The organism is Streptomyces sp. Sge12 (genome assembly GCF_002080455.1).
GTDB lineage: Bacteria > Actinomycetota > Actinomycetes > Streptomycetales > Streptomycetaceae > Streptomyces.
On sequence record NZ_CP020555.1, the window covers coordinates 454,759 to 468,805 of the forward strand.

11 protein-coding genes are annotated in these 14,047 nt (G+C 73.6%); 5 read left to right on the forward strand and 6 right to left on the reverse strand.

The window, feature by feature from the left end:
- Positions 1 to 16: 16 nt before the first annotated feature.
- Together B6R96_RS02120 and B6R96_RS02125 are read right to left on the reverse strand one after the other, a co-directional pair.
- Positions 17 to 685, reverse strand: coding sequence for a response regulator (locus B6R96_RS02120; RefSeq protein ID WP_030384889.1), 669 nt, complete (start codon positions 683 to 685; stop codon positions 17 to 19).
- Complete coding sequence (locus B6R96_RS02125; protein ID WP_107475657.1) at positions 682 to 1,887, reverse strand: sensor histidine kinase; 1,206 nt, start codon at positions 1,885 to 1,887, stop codon at positions 682 to 684. Before B6R96_RS02125 ends, B6R96_RS02120 begins: the two co-directional genes overlap by 4 nt.
- A 329-nt stretch (positions 1,888 to 2,216) precedes the next feature.
- Here B6R96_RS02125 and B6R96_RS02130 point away from each other — a divergent pair, with 329 nt between their 5' ends.
- A complete protein-coding gene (locus B6R96_RS02130; protein ID WP_107475442.1) occupies positions 2,217 to 4,442 on the forward strand; it encodes an MMPL family transporter in 2,226 nt (741 codons plus the stop codon).
- A 105-nt stretch (positions 4,443 to 4,547) separates the two neighbouring features.
- Here the strand turns inward: B6R96_RS02130 and B6R96_RS02135 are convergent, their stop codons facing one another.
- The 3 genes from B6R96_RS02135 to B6R96_RS02145 all read right to left on the reverse strand — a co-directional run bounded on the left by B6R96_RS02135 (position 4,548) and on the right by B6R96_RS02145 (position 8,535).
- Positions 4,548 to 6,341 carry an ABC transporter permease/substrate binding protein gene (locus B6R96_RS02135; protein ID WP_053702064.1) on the reverse strand — a complete coding sequence of 598 codons (1,794 nt, stop codon included), beginning with the start codon at positions 6,339 to 6,341 and terminating at the stop codon, positions 4,548 to 4,550.
- On the reverse strand, positions 6,341 to 7,402 hold the full coding sequence (locus B6R96_RS02140; protein WP_053702065.1) for a quaternary amine ABC transporter ATP-binding protein: 1,062 nt from the start codon (positions 7,400 to 7,402) through the stop codon (positions 6,341 to 6,343). The genes B6R96_RS02135 and B6R96_RS02140 overlap by 1 nt, the downstream gene beginning before the upstream one ends.
- A 368-nt stretch (positions 7,403 to 7,770) precedes the next feature.
- The gene (locus tag B6R96_RS02145) at positions 7,771 to 8,535 is read right to left on the reverse strand and encodes a GntR family transcriptional regulator (RefSeq protein ID WP_081521345.1); all 765 of its coding nucleotides are present in this window, start codon (positions 8,533 to 8,535) and stop codon (positions 7,771 to 7,773) included.
- Between the two features lie 200 nt (positions 8,536 to 8,735).
- On the opposite strand from B6R96_RS02145, the gene B6R96_RS02150 reads away from it, so the two are divergent.
- The 3 genes from B6R96_RS02150 to B6R96_RS02160 all read left to right on the forward strand — a co-directional run bounded on the left by B6R96_RS02150 (position 8,736) and on the right by B6R96_RS02160 (position 10,813).
- Positions 8,736 to 9,254, forward strand: a complete 519-nt coding sequence (locus B6R96_RS02150; RefSeq protein ID WP_081521346.1) for a MarR family winged helix-turn-helix transcriptional regulator — start codon at positions 8,736 to 8,738, stop codon at positions 9,252 to 9,254.
- A gap of 110 nt (positions 9,255 to 9,364) precedes the next feature.
- Positions 9,365 to 9,856, forward strand: a complete 492-nt coding sequence (locus B6R96_RS02155; protein WP_081521347.1) for a hypothetical protein — start codon at positions 9,365 to 9,367, stop codon at positions 9,854 to 9,856.
- Between the two features lie 75 nt (positions 9,857 to 9,931).
- Positions 9,932 to 10,813, forward strand: coding sequence for an SDR family oxidoreductase (locus tag B6R96_RS02160; protein ID WP_081521348.1), 882 nt, complete (start codon positions 9,932 to 9,934; stop codon positions 10,811 to 10,813).
- Positions 10,814 to 10,820: 7 nt separating this feature from the next.
- Here the strand turns inward: B6R96_RS02160 and B6R96_RS02165 are convergent, their stop codons facing one another.
- A complete protein-coding gene (locus B6R96_RS02165; RefSeq protein WP_081521349.1) occupies positions 10,821 to 12,389 on the reverse strand; it encodes an IucA/IucC family protein in 1,569 nt (522 codons plus the stop codon).
- A 108-nt stretch (positions 12,390 to 12,497) separates the two neighbouring features.
- Between B6R96_RS02165 and B6R96_RS02170 the strand changes: the two genes are divergently transcribed.
- Positions 12,498 to 14,012 (forward strand): IucA/IucC family protein, encoded by a 1,515-nt coding sequence (locus tag B6R96_RS02170; protein WP_081521350.1) that lies wholly within the window; start codon positions 12,498 to 12,500, stop codon positions 14,010 to 14,012.
- Positions 14,013 to 14,047 lie beyond the last annotated feature (35 nt).

The following is a 14,047-nucleotide window of genomic DNA, read 5'->3' on the forward strand; positions in this document are numbered from 1 at the left end:
TACGGGCACTTGGTGATCAACCGCTCGCGCCGCCGGCCTCCACCAGGCCCGATTCGTACGCCGCGATCACCGCCTGCGCGCGGTCGCGGACGCCCAGCTTGCCGAAGATGCCGGTGATGTGGTTCTTGACCGTGGAGACGCTGATGTCCAGTTCCGCGGCGATCTCGGCGTTGCCCCGTCCGGTGGCCATGAGCCGCCAGATCTCCAGCTCGCGCGGGGTGAGTTCGAGCGGGGCCGGCGCCGCCCACGACCGCGGCCGCGCGGAGGTCCGTACGTAGGCGGAGAGGAGGCGGCTGAGGAGCCGCGGCGCCACGGCGGCCTCGCCGGTGTGGACGATGCGGACCGCGGCGATCAGCTCCTCCGGGGATATGTCCTTCGGCAGGAAGCCGTACGCGCCGGCGCGCAGGGCGGCGACCACGTACTCGTCCATGTCGAAGGTGCTGAGGGCCAGGACCCGGGTCTCGGGGAGCGTGCGCGCGAGTTCCTCGGTGGCCTGGACTCCGTCGAGGACCGGCATGCGGATGTCCATGACGACCACGTCGGGGCGGAGCTGCTGGGCGAGCGCCACGGCCCGGGCACCGTCCTCGGCCTCACCCACGACCTCGAACTCCGGGTCGGGTCCCAGGATCAGGGCCAGGCCGCGCCGTACCAGCGGCTGGTCGTCGGCGATGAGCACACGGATCATCCGTGCCGTTCCTCTCTCTCGCCCGCTCCCGTGCCCGGAAGGGCTGCCGGGACCGGGATGCGGGCCGCCACCCGGAACCCGCCGCCGGTGAGGGCGGCGGCCTCCAGGGTTCCGCCCTGCAGGGCGACCCGCTCATGCATACCGATCAGACCGTACCCGGAGCGTACGGTGCTGCGTGCGGGCGGTGTCGGCGCTCCCGCTCCGTCGTCGCGCACCTCCACGCCCACCTCGTCCCGCCCGTACGTGAGTCGTACGTGGGCCCGCGCCCGGCCCGCGTGCTTGCGGGTGTTGGTCAGCGCCTCCTGGACGATGCGGAAGACGGTGAGGCCCACGCTCGGCGGCAGCGGGCGGACCGGGCCGTCCACGGTGAACTCGGTCTCCGTCCCGGCCAGCCGCGACTCGGTGATGATCCGGGCGAGGTCGTCGGCCCCGGGCTGCGGCGCCGGCGGGGTGTGTTCCGGTTCCTCCCCCGCCCGCAGCACGTCGAGGAGTTGGCGCATCTCGCGCAGCGCCATCCGCCCGGAGTCCTCCAGGGTGACCAGGGCCTCCCGGGACGCCTCCGGGTCGTACGCGAGGTTGGCCCGGGCCCCGCCGGCCATCAGCTGCATGGTGGTGATGTGGTGGGCGACGATGTCGTGCAGTTCGCGGGCGATCCGGCGGCGCTCCTCGGCCACCGCCCGGTCGGCGAGCAGCAACCGCTGGGCCGCCGCCTCCCGCTGCCGGTGGTTGACCACCCAGGCCGCGGTGACGGTGATGAGGGCGGCGGTGGCGTTTCCGGCCAGTCCCCACCAGCCGAAGGGCAGCGGCCAGCCGCTCTGGCCCGCGGCGGCGAGCGGTGCGGCCGCCGCCGCGGCCGCCGCGACCACGGCGGGACGGTGCGTCCTGGCCACCGTGTAGAGGGCGATCGTCAGGCTGAGGGTGAAGTGCGGGGACAGCGGGGCCGCCAGGTTCACCAGGGCGCCGAGGGCCAGCACCGCGCCCAGGACGAGCAACGGGCGGACGCGCCGGGCCAGCAGGGTCATCGACGAGACCACCAGCAGGGCGGCCGCGGTGACGCTGAGGCTGCCGCCCTCCGTGAGGGTTCCCAGGGAGAAGCCGACGAGGTCGGCGGCGCCGGCCGCCACCGCGACGAGCGCGTCGTTGCGCGTCCACGGCCCCCGGTCCCCCTCGGTGTCCGCGCTCGTCCCCGCATGCGTACTCATGACCCCGCCCAAGACCCCACCGACACCGACGTTCACACCCGCACCCACACCCATGTTCATGCGCACGTCCGCGCTCGCGTCCGTGCCCGCCCCCGAGCCGCCGGTCCTTCCCCTGCGGCCCGGACTCATTCTGGCACCGGGCGTCCGCCCTGCCACCCGACCACGGTCGGGTTCGGACCAGGACCGCAGTCCTGGTCGGCGGGGGTGGCCGGACCCTGGTCCCGGGCTTCGGATCCTCCCCCGACCTGACGTTTCGTCCGCCCTCCCCTGATGGTCTGGAGTCGTGCCGGGAACACCCGGCCGGCACCGCACAGACCGGAGGAACAACAGTGATCCGCGCCCTGACCGGATTCTCGACGAGAAGTCCGTGGAAGGTGATCGCCCTGTGGGTGGTCCTGGGACTGGCGGCGGCCGTCCTGGGCCAGGCGTTCGTCTTCCGCGCCATCCAGACCGGCAGCGGCGGGTTCCTGCCCGCGCACTACGACTCGGCGGCCGCCCTGCAGATCGCCGAGGAGCGGTTCGGGGTCGATCCGGACGCCAATGCGCTCACCGTGCTGGTGGCCCGCTCGGACGGCGCCCCGCTCACCGCCGCCGACGAGCAGCGCATCGACGCACAGGCCGCGCAGTTGTCGCGGCAGCGGGTCGTCATGCCCCGCACCGAGGACACGATGCCCCTCGCGCAGGACCACTCGCAGGTCCCCCGGGTGGCTCCGGCCATGACGGCGCCCGACCGCTCCTTCCGGCTGCTGTCCGTCGAACTGACCGGCAACCCCGCCGATCCCGGCGTGCAGGAGACCTACCGGGCCTTCCGGGACTCGGTGCGCGACGGGCTCGCCCGGGAGGGCCTGCGCACCGGCTTCACCGGAGGGATCGCCGACCGGGTGGACACCATGGACGCCGAGAAGACCCGGTCGATGGTCGTCGGCATCGCCATGCTCCTGGTCATCGTCCTGCTGCACGTCTTCGTCTTCCGCAGCGTCCTGGCGGCCCTGCTGCCCCTGCTCGCGGTCACCGTCATCGGCGGCGCGGCGGCGGGCGTGGTGGTCGGCGCCGCGCTGCTGACCGGGACCGGGCTGGCCGAGTCCACCCCCAGTCTGATCAGTGTGGTGCTGATGGGCATCGGCATCGACTACTTCCTGTTCCTCCTCTTCCGTTTCCGGGAGCAGCTGCGCTCCCACCCCGACCAGTCCGGGCGTGAGGCGGCCGCCCAGGTCGCCGGGCGGGTGGGTACGGCCATCACCTCGGCGGCCCTGACCATCGTCGCGGCGTTCGCCACGCTCGGGGTGGCCTCCTTCGGCCAGTTCCGCGTCCTCGGGCCGGCCATCGCACTGTCCGTACTGGTGATGCTGCTGGGCAGCCTGACGCTGATGCCCGCCCTGCTGGCGGTCACCGGCCGCAAGATGTTCTGGCCCTCCCGAGGCCTGAAGCGCGAGCCGCGCGCGGGGGCCGCCGCCCGGATGGGCGACCGGATCGCCCGGCGGCCGTTCGCTCTGGTCCTGGCCTCGGTGGCCCTGCTCGGCGCGCTGGCCGCCGGGGTCGTGGGCATCCGCATGGACTACGGCCAGGGCGGTGGCGGCGGGGAGCGCACCGCCGCCATGGCCACCGCGGCCGAGATCTCCCGCGCCCTGCCCGCCGGGGTGTCGGACCCGACGAGCGTCTACGTCACCGCCTCCGACGGCACCGCCCTGAGCGCCGAACGCCTCGACGGGCTGTCCAAGGCGCTCGCCCGGGTCAATGGCGTGGGCCAGGTCGCGGACACGGTCCTGACCGGGGACCGGCAGGCCGCGCGGATCGATCTGTTCCTGACCGCCGACCCGCAGCGCCAGCAAGCGCGCGACCTGGTCACGGGCCCGGTCCGGGCAGCGGTGGCGGTACACACCCCGGCCGGTACGGAGGCCCACGTGGGCGGCACGGCGGCGATCTTCGCGGACATCGCGACCGCGGTGGACAAGGACCTGAAGGTGGTCTTCCCGGTGGCCGCGGCGCTCATCGCGCTCATCCTGCTCGCGCTGCTGCGCAGTCTGCCGGCGCCGGTGATCCTGCTGGCCGCGGTCGGCCTCGGCTTCGCGGCCACGCTCGGCGCTTCGACCCTGCTGTTCCAGCACGCACTGGACCGGCCCGGAGTGGACTTCACCCTGCCGCTCGTGCTGTTCCTGTTCGTGGTCGCGCTGGGCACCGACTACAACATCCTGATGAGCGACCGGATCCGGGAGGAGATGGCCCGGCCGGGTCCGGCCCGCGCCGCGGTCGCCCGTGCCGTCCGGCACACGGCGCCCGCCATCGCCACGGCCGGCCTGGTGCTGGCCGCCTCCTTCGGGAGCCTGGCGGTGACCCCCGCCGCGTCCACCCAGCAGATCGGATTCGCGACGGCCCTCGGGATCATGCTCTCCGCCTTCGTCCTGTCGATCGTGCTGGTGCCCGCGCTGGCCACCCTCCTGGGCCGCGCAATGTGGTGGCCGGTCCGTCCGCGCCGGTCCGGCGCGGACACCGACGACACCCGCGACACCCACGACACGGACCGGCAGCGGTTCCCGGACCGGGTGCCGGTCGCCTAGGCGCAGGCCGCCCCGGACAGGGCGAAGGCGCCGCCGCGCGCGGGACCGTACGACGTACGGGGCCCTGCGTGCGGCGGCGCCTTCGCGGTTCGGCTGCCTCGGACGTCAGGCGAGCCGGTCGACCTCGGGGTGGTCCTGGAGCCAGGCGCGGACGGCCTGCTGCTCCTTGCCCTTGCCGGTCTCCTGGATCTTCGCCTCCAGGCCGGTCAGCTGCTCCTCGGTGAGCTTGAAGGACTTCAGCCATTCGGCGACCTTCGGCTCGTCCTCCGCGAAGCCCTTGCGGGCCAGGGTGTGGATGCCGTCGCCCTTGCCCCAGGCGCCCTGCGGGTCCTCGAGCTTGGTCAGCTCGTAGGAGGAGTAGGCCCAGTGCGGGGACCACAGGACGACCGCGACGGGCTCCTTCTTCTCGTACGCCCGCTTCAGCTCGGCGAGCATGCCGGGCGTGGAGCCGTCGACGACCTTGTACTCGCCGTCGAGGCCGTACTCCTTGAGGACCTTGTCCTTGAGGATCGACATCTCGCCGGCGCTCGGCTCGATGCCGATGATCCGGCCCTTGAACCGGTCCGCCTTGCCCTTGAGGTCGGCGAGCGAGCGCACGTCCTTCATGTAGGAGGGCACGGACAGCTCCAGCGAGGTGGGGCCGTACCAGGAGCCGAGGTCCTCCAGCTTGTTCCCGTACTTCTCCCAGTACTGGGCGTGGGTGACGGGCAGCCAGGCGTCGGTCTGGAAGTCGAGCTGGCCGCCGGCCAGGCCCGTGTACAGCGCCCCGGCCTCCAGCTGGCGGGCGTCTACCTTGTAGCCGCGGCGCTCCAGGAGCTCCTTCCACAGGAAGGTGGAGGCGATGCCCTCGTCCCACGGGATGTAGCCGACGGACAGGGTGCGGCCCTTGCCGATGTTCGCGGCGCCGGCCGGACCCTCCTCGGCGGCGGAGCCGCCGAAGGTGTTCAGGCCGCCCGCGACGAGCGCCAGGACGACGGCGCCGCTGATCGCGTACGCGGGCTGCGGGCGGTGGTTCCACAGCTTGGCGGCGCCGGTCGCGGCGGCCCGCGCCTTGGCGAGCGTACGGCGGCCGATCGGGGAGACGTGGCGGCCGAGCGCACCGGTCATCCGGTCCAGGTACATGGCGAGGATGACGATGGAGACGCCCGCCTCGAAACCGAGGCCGATGTCGACGTTGCCGATGGCCTTGTAGACGGCGCCGCCGAGTCCGCCGCCGCCGACCATGCCGGCGATGACGACCATGGACAGGCCCAGCATGATGACCTGGTTGACGCCCGCCATGACGGTGGGCAGGGCCAGCGGGAGCTGGACGCGTACGAGGGTGTCGCGCGGGCTGGTGCCGAAGGCCTCGGCGGCCTCGACCAGTTCTCCGTCGACCTGGCGGATGCCGAGCTCGGTCATCCGAACGCCCGGCGGCAGCGAGAAGATGATGGTCGCGATGATGCCGGGCACCACACCGACCCCGAAGAAGATGATGCCGGGGATCAGGTAGACCATGGCCGGCATGGTCTGCATGAAGTCCAGGACCGGCCGCAGGAGGGCGCTGACCCGGTCCGATCTGGAGGCCACGATGCCGAGCGGGATCGCGAACGCCAGGGTGACGAGCGTGGCGACCAGGACCAGGGACAGGGTGGACATGGCGTCCTCCCACAGGCCGAGGGAGTCGACCAGCGCGAAGCCCGCGAAGGCGAGCAGGCCCGCCAGCAGACCGCGCAGCCACCAGGCGGCGACGGCGAGGATGCCCGCGAAGAGCAGCGGGGCGGGGGCGGCCAGCACGGCGTCGATGCCGTCGTAGAGGCCGTTGACGAGAGCGCTGATGGCCTCGAACAACCAGGAGAGGTGGCTCTGGAGGAAGTCGACTCCGCTGTCGACCCAGGCGCCGAGATGAAGGCGGGGCATCAGGCGGCCACCTCCGCGCAGTACATCGGGGGCCGTTGTTCGTCGCCGATGAAGGCGATGAGCCGGTCCTGGGGCACGGAGCCGATGACGGAGCCGTCCTCGTCGGTGACGGCGACCGCGTGCGGGACGCGGGCGCTGACGGCGCACAGGTCGGCGAGCGGGGTCTGCGCGGTGACGGTGGGGCAGTCGCAGGCATCGGCGGCCGGCTCCGGATCGTCCATGACGGCGTCGGCCGTCAGGACCCGGGAGCGGTCCACGTCCTGGATGAAGGAGGCGACGTAGTCGTCGGCGGGGCGGGTGAGGATGTCCTCGGCGGTGCCCTGCTGGACGATGCGGCCGTCGCGCATGACGGCGATGCCGTCGCCGAGGCGCATGGCCTCGTTGAGGTCGTGGGTGATGAAGACGATGGTCTTCTTCAGGCGCTTCTGGAGCTCCAGCAGCTGGTCCTGCATGTCGCGGCGGATCAGCGGGTCCAGCGCGCTGAAGGACTCGTCCATCAGCAGGAGGTCGGCGTCGGTGGCCAGCGCCCGGGCGAGGCCGACCCGCTGCTGCATGCCGCCGGAGAGCTCGTCGGGCCAGGACTTCTCCCAGCCTTCGAGCCCGCACAGGGCCAGGGCCTCGGCGGCGCGCCGCTCGCGCTCGGGGCGCGGCACGCCCTGTACCTCGAGTCCGTAGCCGGCGTTCTCCAGCACGTTGCGGTGCGGGAACAGGGCGAAGTGCTGGAAGACCATGGAGATCTTGGTGGACCGTACGTGGCGCAGCTCGCTCGCGCTCAGCCCGGTGAGGTCCTGGCCACCGAAGAGGATGCGGCCCGAGGTGGGTTCGAGGAGGCCGTTCAGCATGCGCAGCAGAGTGGACTTGCCCGATCCCGAGAGGCCCATGACCACGAAGATCTGGCCGGGCTGCACGTCGAAGGAGGCGTCGATCACGGCAGCAGTGGTCCCGTCGGCGCGCAACTCGTCGCGGCCTGCGCCGTTCTGGAGCGCGCGGACGGCGGCTGCGCTGTCGGCGGGGCGCCTCCCGAACACCTTGTAGACGTGCTCGGCCTGGAGCGTGGACACATACACCTCACGGGTCGTACCAAGTACGGCGCGCGCCGGCGGAGCGGCGGGGCCGTGGAGCGGGACGGGATCGGCCCGTGTGCGCCACGTCCCCCGGCGCGAGTGGCCGGAGGACGTGGTTCCGCTCCAGCAGCGCCACTTCCCGGCATTCACCCCAGCAAACGCAGGGGTGATCCTCCTCACGTGCCGAGTCCGGGGGCCCCGTACGCGGATTCGCGCCCGGGGCCGGGAGCCGCCCGGCGGTCCCCGAGCCGTACGCCGGTGCTCCGTCGGCGAGTTGGGCCGGTGCCCCGCCGGGCGATCCGGCCGGCGGGGCACCGGCCCCGTCGGACCCGGGTGTGCCCGAGGCCACACCCGGGTCCGGCGGCCTACGTGATGCGGAAGCCGGTGGTCGCGTGGTCGCGGCGGTCCCGGTGGAAGGTGAGGCGGTCCCAGGTGGGGAAGGCCAGGTCGGTGACGGCGAGCAGGCGGCCGGAGCTGTCGTGCAGGGTGCGGCGCACGGTGAGGCCGCAGGTGGGGGCGGTGGCCTGCGGGTGGGTGACGCGGGTCATGGTGAGGGTCTCGGCGACCCTGCCGCCCGCGGCGGCCCGGTCGAGCCAGCGGTGCAGGGGGGCCAGGTCCTGCTCGCCGGCACTCGCGGTCCGGTTGCGCAGGGCCGCCAGCTCGGGACTGCGCGCGACGACCCCGGGGCCGAAGTAGGTGACGGCATCGCGGAGGGTCTCGCCGGCCGGGCCGCGTTCGCGGTGGTGATGGACCAGGGTGCGGTCTCCGCCGGCCATGCCGAGGAGGGCGGCGAGCGAGGGCGGCACGGTGACGAAGGCGACCCAGCCGCGGGTCGCCGCGGCAGCGGCGGAGGGCATCGCGGCCGGGAGCGCGGGGACGGCGGGGACCGCCGGCACGGCCGGGCGGGTGCCGCGGCGCCCGGTGACGACGAGGCCGTCCTCGCGCAGGTACTGGAGCGCCGCCCTGATGGTCTGCCGGTTGACCTGGTAGCGGGCGGCGAGGCTGCGTTCGGACGGCAGCCTGCCGCCGGGGGTGTGTGCGGCGCGGTCGAGATCGCGGCGCAGCGCTGCGGCGATCCGCTGATACTTGGGCATGGCGGCCTGGCCGCCGCCCCGCGAAGGGGAGGGCATGGCTTCTCCTCTGACGGGTGGTCAAGGACTGCGCGGTCTGCCCGACCAACGTAGCATTGGTCTATACCTTTCCGTGAGAGCAGATCGGGCGCGCGCCCCGGCTTGGCCGATTCCACACCCGCACACGGGAGCCCGCCGACACCGGGACCGCGGATCCGAACTCCTTGACAGGGAAAGTAGTTAGCCACCATATTAAATGCATGACGAGGGACGACATCGAGGCCGAGGCGCCCACGCTGGACCAGGCCAGGCAACAGGTCGAGCATTACGGCCTGGAGGTCGATCCGCAGGCGGTACTGGTCGCGGTGCGACTGATCTCGGCCGGTGCGAGGGTCGGCCGGGCGGCCGAGGCGCACTTCGCACGGTTCGGCCTGTCGACGGGGCGCTACCGCCTGCTCGCCGACCTGGAGGACCACGGCGGGGAGAAGTCCCCCTCGCGCCTCGCGGTCGACCTCGGCGTCTCCAGGGCCACGGTCACCGGCCTGCTGGACGGCCTCGAGCGCGAGGGCCTGATCGCCCGCCGCCCCTCCGCGGAGGACGGCCGGGGGACCGTGGCCGTCCTGACCGCGCGCGGGGCGCAGCGCCTGCGCGACATGGCGCCCGAGCACTTCGGACGGCTCGAGGCGATGGTGGGCGGGCTGTCCGTCGAGGAGCGCGCGGTGTTCCTGGATCTGCTCGCCCGCGTCGTGCGCGGCAGTGCGGCCCTCGCCGCGGACTGACCCGACCCCCAGCCGTTCCGGCCCCGCTCTTCGAGCAGGGCCCCTTTTTTCGCACCGATAGTTAGCCGCCTAATTATTTTCCCCCGTGCACGGACGAGAAAGAGGCCAGCATGCCCGCGACCCAGCACAGAACCGGCCGAGACCGAGCAGCCTCCCGGCCGTCCCGGCGCTCCCGGCGGTCCCGGCCGTTCACCCTGTGGCGTGAGGTCCTCACCGCCTACGCCGCCCCCGCCCTGACGGCCGGCGCCGCCGGGACGGCCACCGGGCAGCAGGACCTGGCCCTGGCCGCCTGCACCTCCATAGCGGGCACCTCCGCCGTGGTGGCGTTCCTGGTCGGCGCCTGGCTGCGGCACGGCGGGCGGCCCCGGCGGTGGACGGTCACCACGCCGCGCGGCGTCCTGACGCTCGTACTCCTCATCACCACCGTGGGCGCAGCGGCCCTGCTGGGATGGTTCGCCGCCCAGTGGCTGCCCGCCCACACCCCGATCCCCACCGCCCCGTGGCTGGAACGCCTGCGCATCGACCTGCCCGTCTCCGCGGCCCTCGCCACCACCATCGTCACCCTGCGCTGGCGCAGCACCACCACCACACCGACGACGTAGAGGGCGGCGTCTCTCGCCCCCCAGCACGCCCCGGCGACGTCCGTCGCCGGGAAGTCACCAAGGAATGAGCACACGATGATCGTTGTCATGGGAGCGTCCGGAGCGACCGGGAACGCCCTGCTCCACAGCCTCGCCACCTCCGGCGCACCCGTTCGCGCACTGACCCGCACCCCGCACAGGCCGATCCCCCTCACGACCGGCACACACCGGCCGCCCGTCGAGGTCCAGTACGCCGACGCCTCCGACCCCCAGTCCCTGCGCACCGCCTTCAAGGGCGCCGACCGGCTCTTCCTCGCCATGGCCAACAGCCCCGCACAGGTCGAACTCGAAACCCGCGCCATCGACATCGCCGCGCAGTCCGGCATCGGACACATCGTCAAGATCTCCGCACCGGCCGCCGAGCCCGACTCCCCGGTCGCCGTCTCCCGCGGCCACCACGCCATCGAGGAACACCTGCGCGCCAGCGGCCTCACCCACACCGTCCTGCGCCCCTACGCCTTCATGCAGAACCTGCTGCGCCTGGCTCCCGCGGTCGCCCGGGGCGTCATCCTCGGCACCACGGGCGACGCGCCCCTCAACCACATCGACTGCCGCGACATCGGCGACGTCGCAGCCGCCGCCCTCACCGGGCCGGACACGGCCGGCGGCACCTACAGGCTGACCGGTCCCGAAGCCGTCTCGTACCCCGAACTGGCCGCACGACTGACCACCTTGACCGGCCATCGGATCCGCTACGTCCACCTCACCCCGGACGAACTGCGCGCCGACCTCATCCACCAGGCCCGCATGCCCGGCTGGCTCGCCGACCACGTGACGGAGATCCAGCAACTCGCCGTCACCCGGCCCGAAACCCCCACCACGGCCGTCGGCGACATCCTCGGCCGCCCGCCCCGCACCCTCGACGCCTTCCTCCACGAGCACCTCGACCACTTCCGCGGCCGGGAAGAGAGGGCCTAGAGACGGCCTAGTCGCGCAGCGGGTTCGGCAGCGGGAGGTAGCGGGCGTCCGCCCCGTCCGCGCGCGTCCAGCGCAGCAGCAGGTTGGTCTTGCCCGGCACGGTCGCGGCGGCGAGCAGCCCGGCGATCTCGGGGAGCCCGCGGGTGCTGTCGTAGCGCTCGAACTCCTCCCGTGCGGCCTGCCACAGGGGCCGCGTGATCTCGGGATGCCGTCCGGCCAGCGCCCCGGCGATCTCCATCAGGTTGTTGACGACCAGGCAGTAGACCAGGCGCTGCCAGGCATCGGCCCGCGGCAGGTCCGGCAGCAGTTTGACCCCCTCCGCGTCCCGGAAGAGGGCCTGCACCGGCAGGCCGGCCGCATCGACGGCGACCACGGTGTTCTGGAGGTGGGCCTCGAGCACGATGCCGTGCCGGGCGAACAGTTCCAGCACCGGGGGCACCACCTGCCGCAGGTACGCCCGCCACCACCGGACCGGGTCGGTGTCCCCGGTGGGCGGGCTGCCGGGGTACCCCTCGGCGAGCGCGGCGGCCAGCAGGGGCGTGGACCCGGGCGCGGTCCGGGCGTGCAGGCCGTCGCGGACCAGGACGGCGAGTTGCTCGAAGGCGAAGGCCGCGGTGCGGTAGCCGCGGTCGGCCAGCCAGGCCGCCGCCGAGCCGGTCCGGCGCAGGGCGGCGAAACCGGCCTCGACGGCCGCGTCGGTGCGGCGCAGCTTCAGCAGGTCGTGGCGCCACAGCCGGCGCACGTCGTTGGTGATCCGGACGTCGAGGCTGAACTTCACGAAGAGGTCGGCCGCCGGGTCCGGTGCGTACAGGGTCCGGATCGAGGCGGTCGGCCAGACCGGCCGCCGGGTCTCACCCAGTCGCAGCAGCCGCCCGTCCGCGAAGGCCTCGCGCACCGCGGGCCGGTCGGCGACCAGGTCGAGCTGCCAGGGGTGGGCGGGCAGCAGCCGGTATCCGGCGGGAGCGTGCGGCCCGTCGAGGGCGTCGGCGAGCGAGTCGATCGCGTCCGAGGCGGCCGGACCGCCCTCCTCGGCGACCTGGTCCTCGCGCAGCCCCAGCAGGACCAGGGGAAACCGGGCGTACGCCTCGGGCGCGTACGGCAGCCAGCTCCCGGCCGGGGCTCCGCCCCGGGCCTTGGGTGCGGGGTGGTGCGGGTGGCCCATCACCAGGGACTGTTCGGAGCGGAGGTACGGGTCCGCCGGGGGCTCGGCGGCGGCCCGGGCGGCCAGCAGCGCGGCGATCGCGTCCCGGCTGTCGGCGATCTCGACGGGGAGCTCGTCGTTGGGAAGGCCCGTGAAGCGGGCCAGTTCGTCGGAGACGAGTTTGACCAGTTCGGTGTGGCTGAGCGGGTGCCAGCCGTCCGCCGCGCGCAGTTCGGGGCGTACGGGCCGGCGCCCGCCGCGCACCCGGAGCAGCCGACCGCTGCCGCGCAGCCGGTGGACGCGCACATCTGTCCCCGTGCCCGCGTCGCACCCCTCGGCGGGTTCGGCCGCCTCCCTGAGCAGGCAGTTCAGGAGCGGGGTGGCGGCGTACGCGTCGGCGACGGTGTTGAGGTCCACTGATTCCATTCGGTCCATCCGGTGCGCCGGAGGTTCGCAGAACGCAACCGCCAGCCGTGATCTTCGGTATCCGCAATCATTACTTGATCTTCCCGTAAAGCGATATTCCGATGCCGGAGCCTCAGCATGCATCTTCCCCCCTCCCCGGCCGAAGAGGCCGTCGCCGGCGAACTGGCCGATGTGCGACCGTCGCTCGGACCCTCGTACGCGGCCGCGCAGGCCGGCGCCCGGGCGGCCGTGCTGACCCGGCTCTGGCGGGCCCTGGCCTTCGAACCGCTGCCCTGGGTCGTGGGACGCGAGCGGGCGCCGGACGGACTCGCGCTGCTGCTGGCCGGGGGCGCCCGGCTGGAGGGCCCGCTCCCCGATCCGTACGCGACCGGGCCCTACGTGAGCGAGCTGCTGCTCGACGGCCGGCCCCACCGGCAGGCCGCACGCCTGGTGCGGGCGCTCGGGGTGCCGCACGGGGAGCAGTTCGCCGCCGAGCTCGACGCCTGTACGGCCTCCCTCGCGCTCTCCCGGGCCGGGCAGCCGCCCGCCGCCGGCGATCCCGCCCCGCGCACCACCTGGGAGTGGGAGCAGCGCGTGGTCGACGGGCATCCCTACCACCCGAACTGCCGTTCCCGGCCCGGTTTCTCGGTGGCCGAGCAGCTGTCCTACGCTCCCGAGCACCGGCCGGTGGTGAAGCTCGGGCTGGTCGCCGTACCGGCCGAGGAGTGCCTGGTCACCGGCGACTGGCCGGCGGAGCTGCGGGACGCGGGACGGATCCTGGTGCCCGTGCACCCGTGGCAGGCGGCGCACGTCCTGGGGCACGAGCGGGTGCGCCCCGGCTTCGCGGCGCACCCGCTGATGGCCCTGCGCACCCTCGCCCCGGCCGACGGCGGGGCGCACGTGAAGACGGCGCTGAGCGCCCGGCTGACCTCGTCCGTGCGGGACATCTCCGTCTACTCCATCGAGACGGCGGCGGCGGTCTCCGCCTTCGCCCAGGGACTGACCGAGCGGCTCGACGGCCGGCTGCACATCACGCGCACGCTGGGTGCCACGACCGCGCACAGCCCGGACCTGGCGGCCGTGCTGCGCGAGCCGCCCGAGGCGTACGCGGACGCCGCCGCCGGTGAACGGGTGCTCCCGGTGGCCTCCCTGACCTCCTTCGCCCCGGCCCGATCGGCCGCGTGGCGGGCCGAGTTCGCCCGGCTCGCGCTTTCGGTGTGCATGCGGGTACTGGACCTCGGCGTGGCCCTGGAGGCCCACGGCCAGAACCTCCTCGTCGTCCTCTCCCCCACCGGCGCCCCGCTGCGGCTGGTCTACCGCGACCTCGCCGACATCCGGATCAGCCCGGCCCGGCTGGCCCGGCACGGCCTGCCGGTGCCGCCCCTGTCGGGCAGGCTGGTCACCGACGACGTGACGGTCCTGCGGCGCAAGCTGTTCGGGTCCCTGCTGACGGGAGCCCTCGGCGCCACGGCGGGCTCGGCCGGGGCCTTCGCCGAGGCCCTCGCCGAGGCGGCCCACCTGCCAACCGGCCCGGACACCGAGGCGCTGCTGACCGGGCCGCTGCCCACCAAGGCGCTCACCCTGATGCGGCTGAGCCCCGGTGTGCCGGGCGACCAATGGGCGGAACTGCCCAATCCGCTGGCCGGGGGGTGATCGGGAGCACCTGCTCGGTTTCCCCTGCGAGGGGC

Bases quoted from the DNA above. Each gene is read 5' to 3' on its own strand.
- B6R96_RS02120 (WP_030384889.1), bottom strand. From the start codon at position 685: ATGATCCGTGTGCTCATCGCCGACGACCAGCCGCTGGTACGGCGCGGC.
- B6R96_RS02125 (WP_107475657.1), bottom strand. From the start codon at position 1,887: ATGAGTACGCATGCGGGGACGAGCGCGGACACCGAGGGGGACCGGGGG.
- B6R96_RS02135 (WP_053702064.1), bottom strand. From the start codon at position 6,341: ATGCCCCGCCTTCATCTCGGCGCCTGGGTCGACAGCGGAGTCGACTTC.
- B6R96_RS02145 (WP_081521345.1), bottom strand. From the start codon at position 8,535: ATGCCCTCCCCTTCGCGGGGCGGCGGCCAGGCCGCCATGCCCAAGTAT.
- B6R96_RS02150 (WP_081521346.1), top strand. From the start codon at position 8,736: ATGACGAGGGACGACATCGAGGCCGAGGCGCCCACGCTGGACCAGGCC.
- B6R96_RS02155 (WP_081521347.1), top strand. From the start codon at position 9,365: ATGCCCGCGACCCAGCACAGAACCGGCCGAGACCGAGCAGCCTCCCGG.
- B6R96_RS02160 (WP_081521348.1), top strand. From the start codon at position 9,932: ATGATCGTTGTCATGGGAGCGTCCGGAGCGACCGGGAACGCCCTGCTC.
- B6R96_RS02165 (WP_081521349.1), bottom strand. From the start codon at position 12,389: ATGGACCGAATGGAATCAGTGGACCTCAACACCGTCGCCGACGCGTAC.
- B6R96_RS02170 (WP_081521350.1), top strand. From the start codon at position 12,498: ATGCATCTTCCCCCCTCCCCGGCCGAAGAGGCCGTCGCCGGCGAACTG.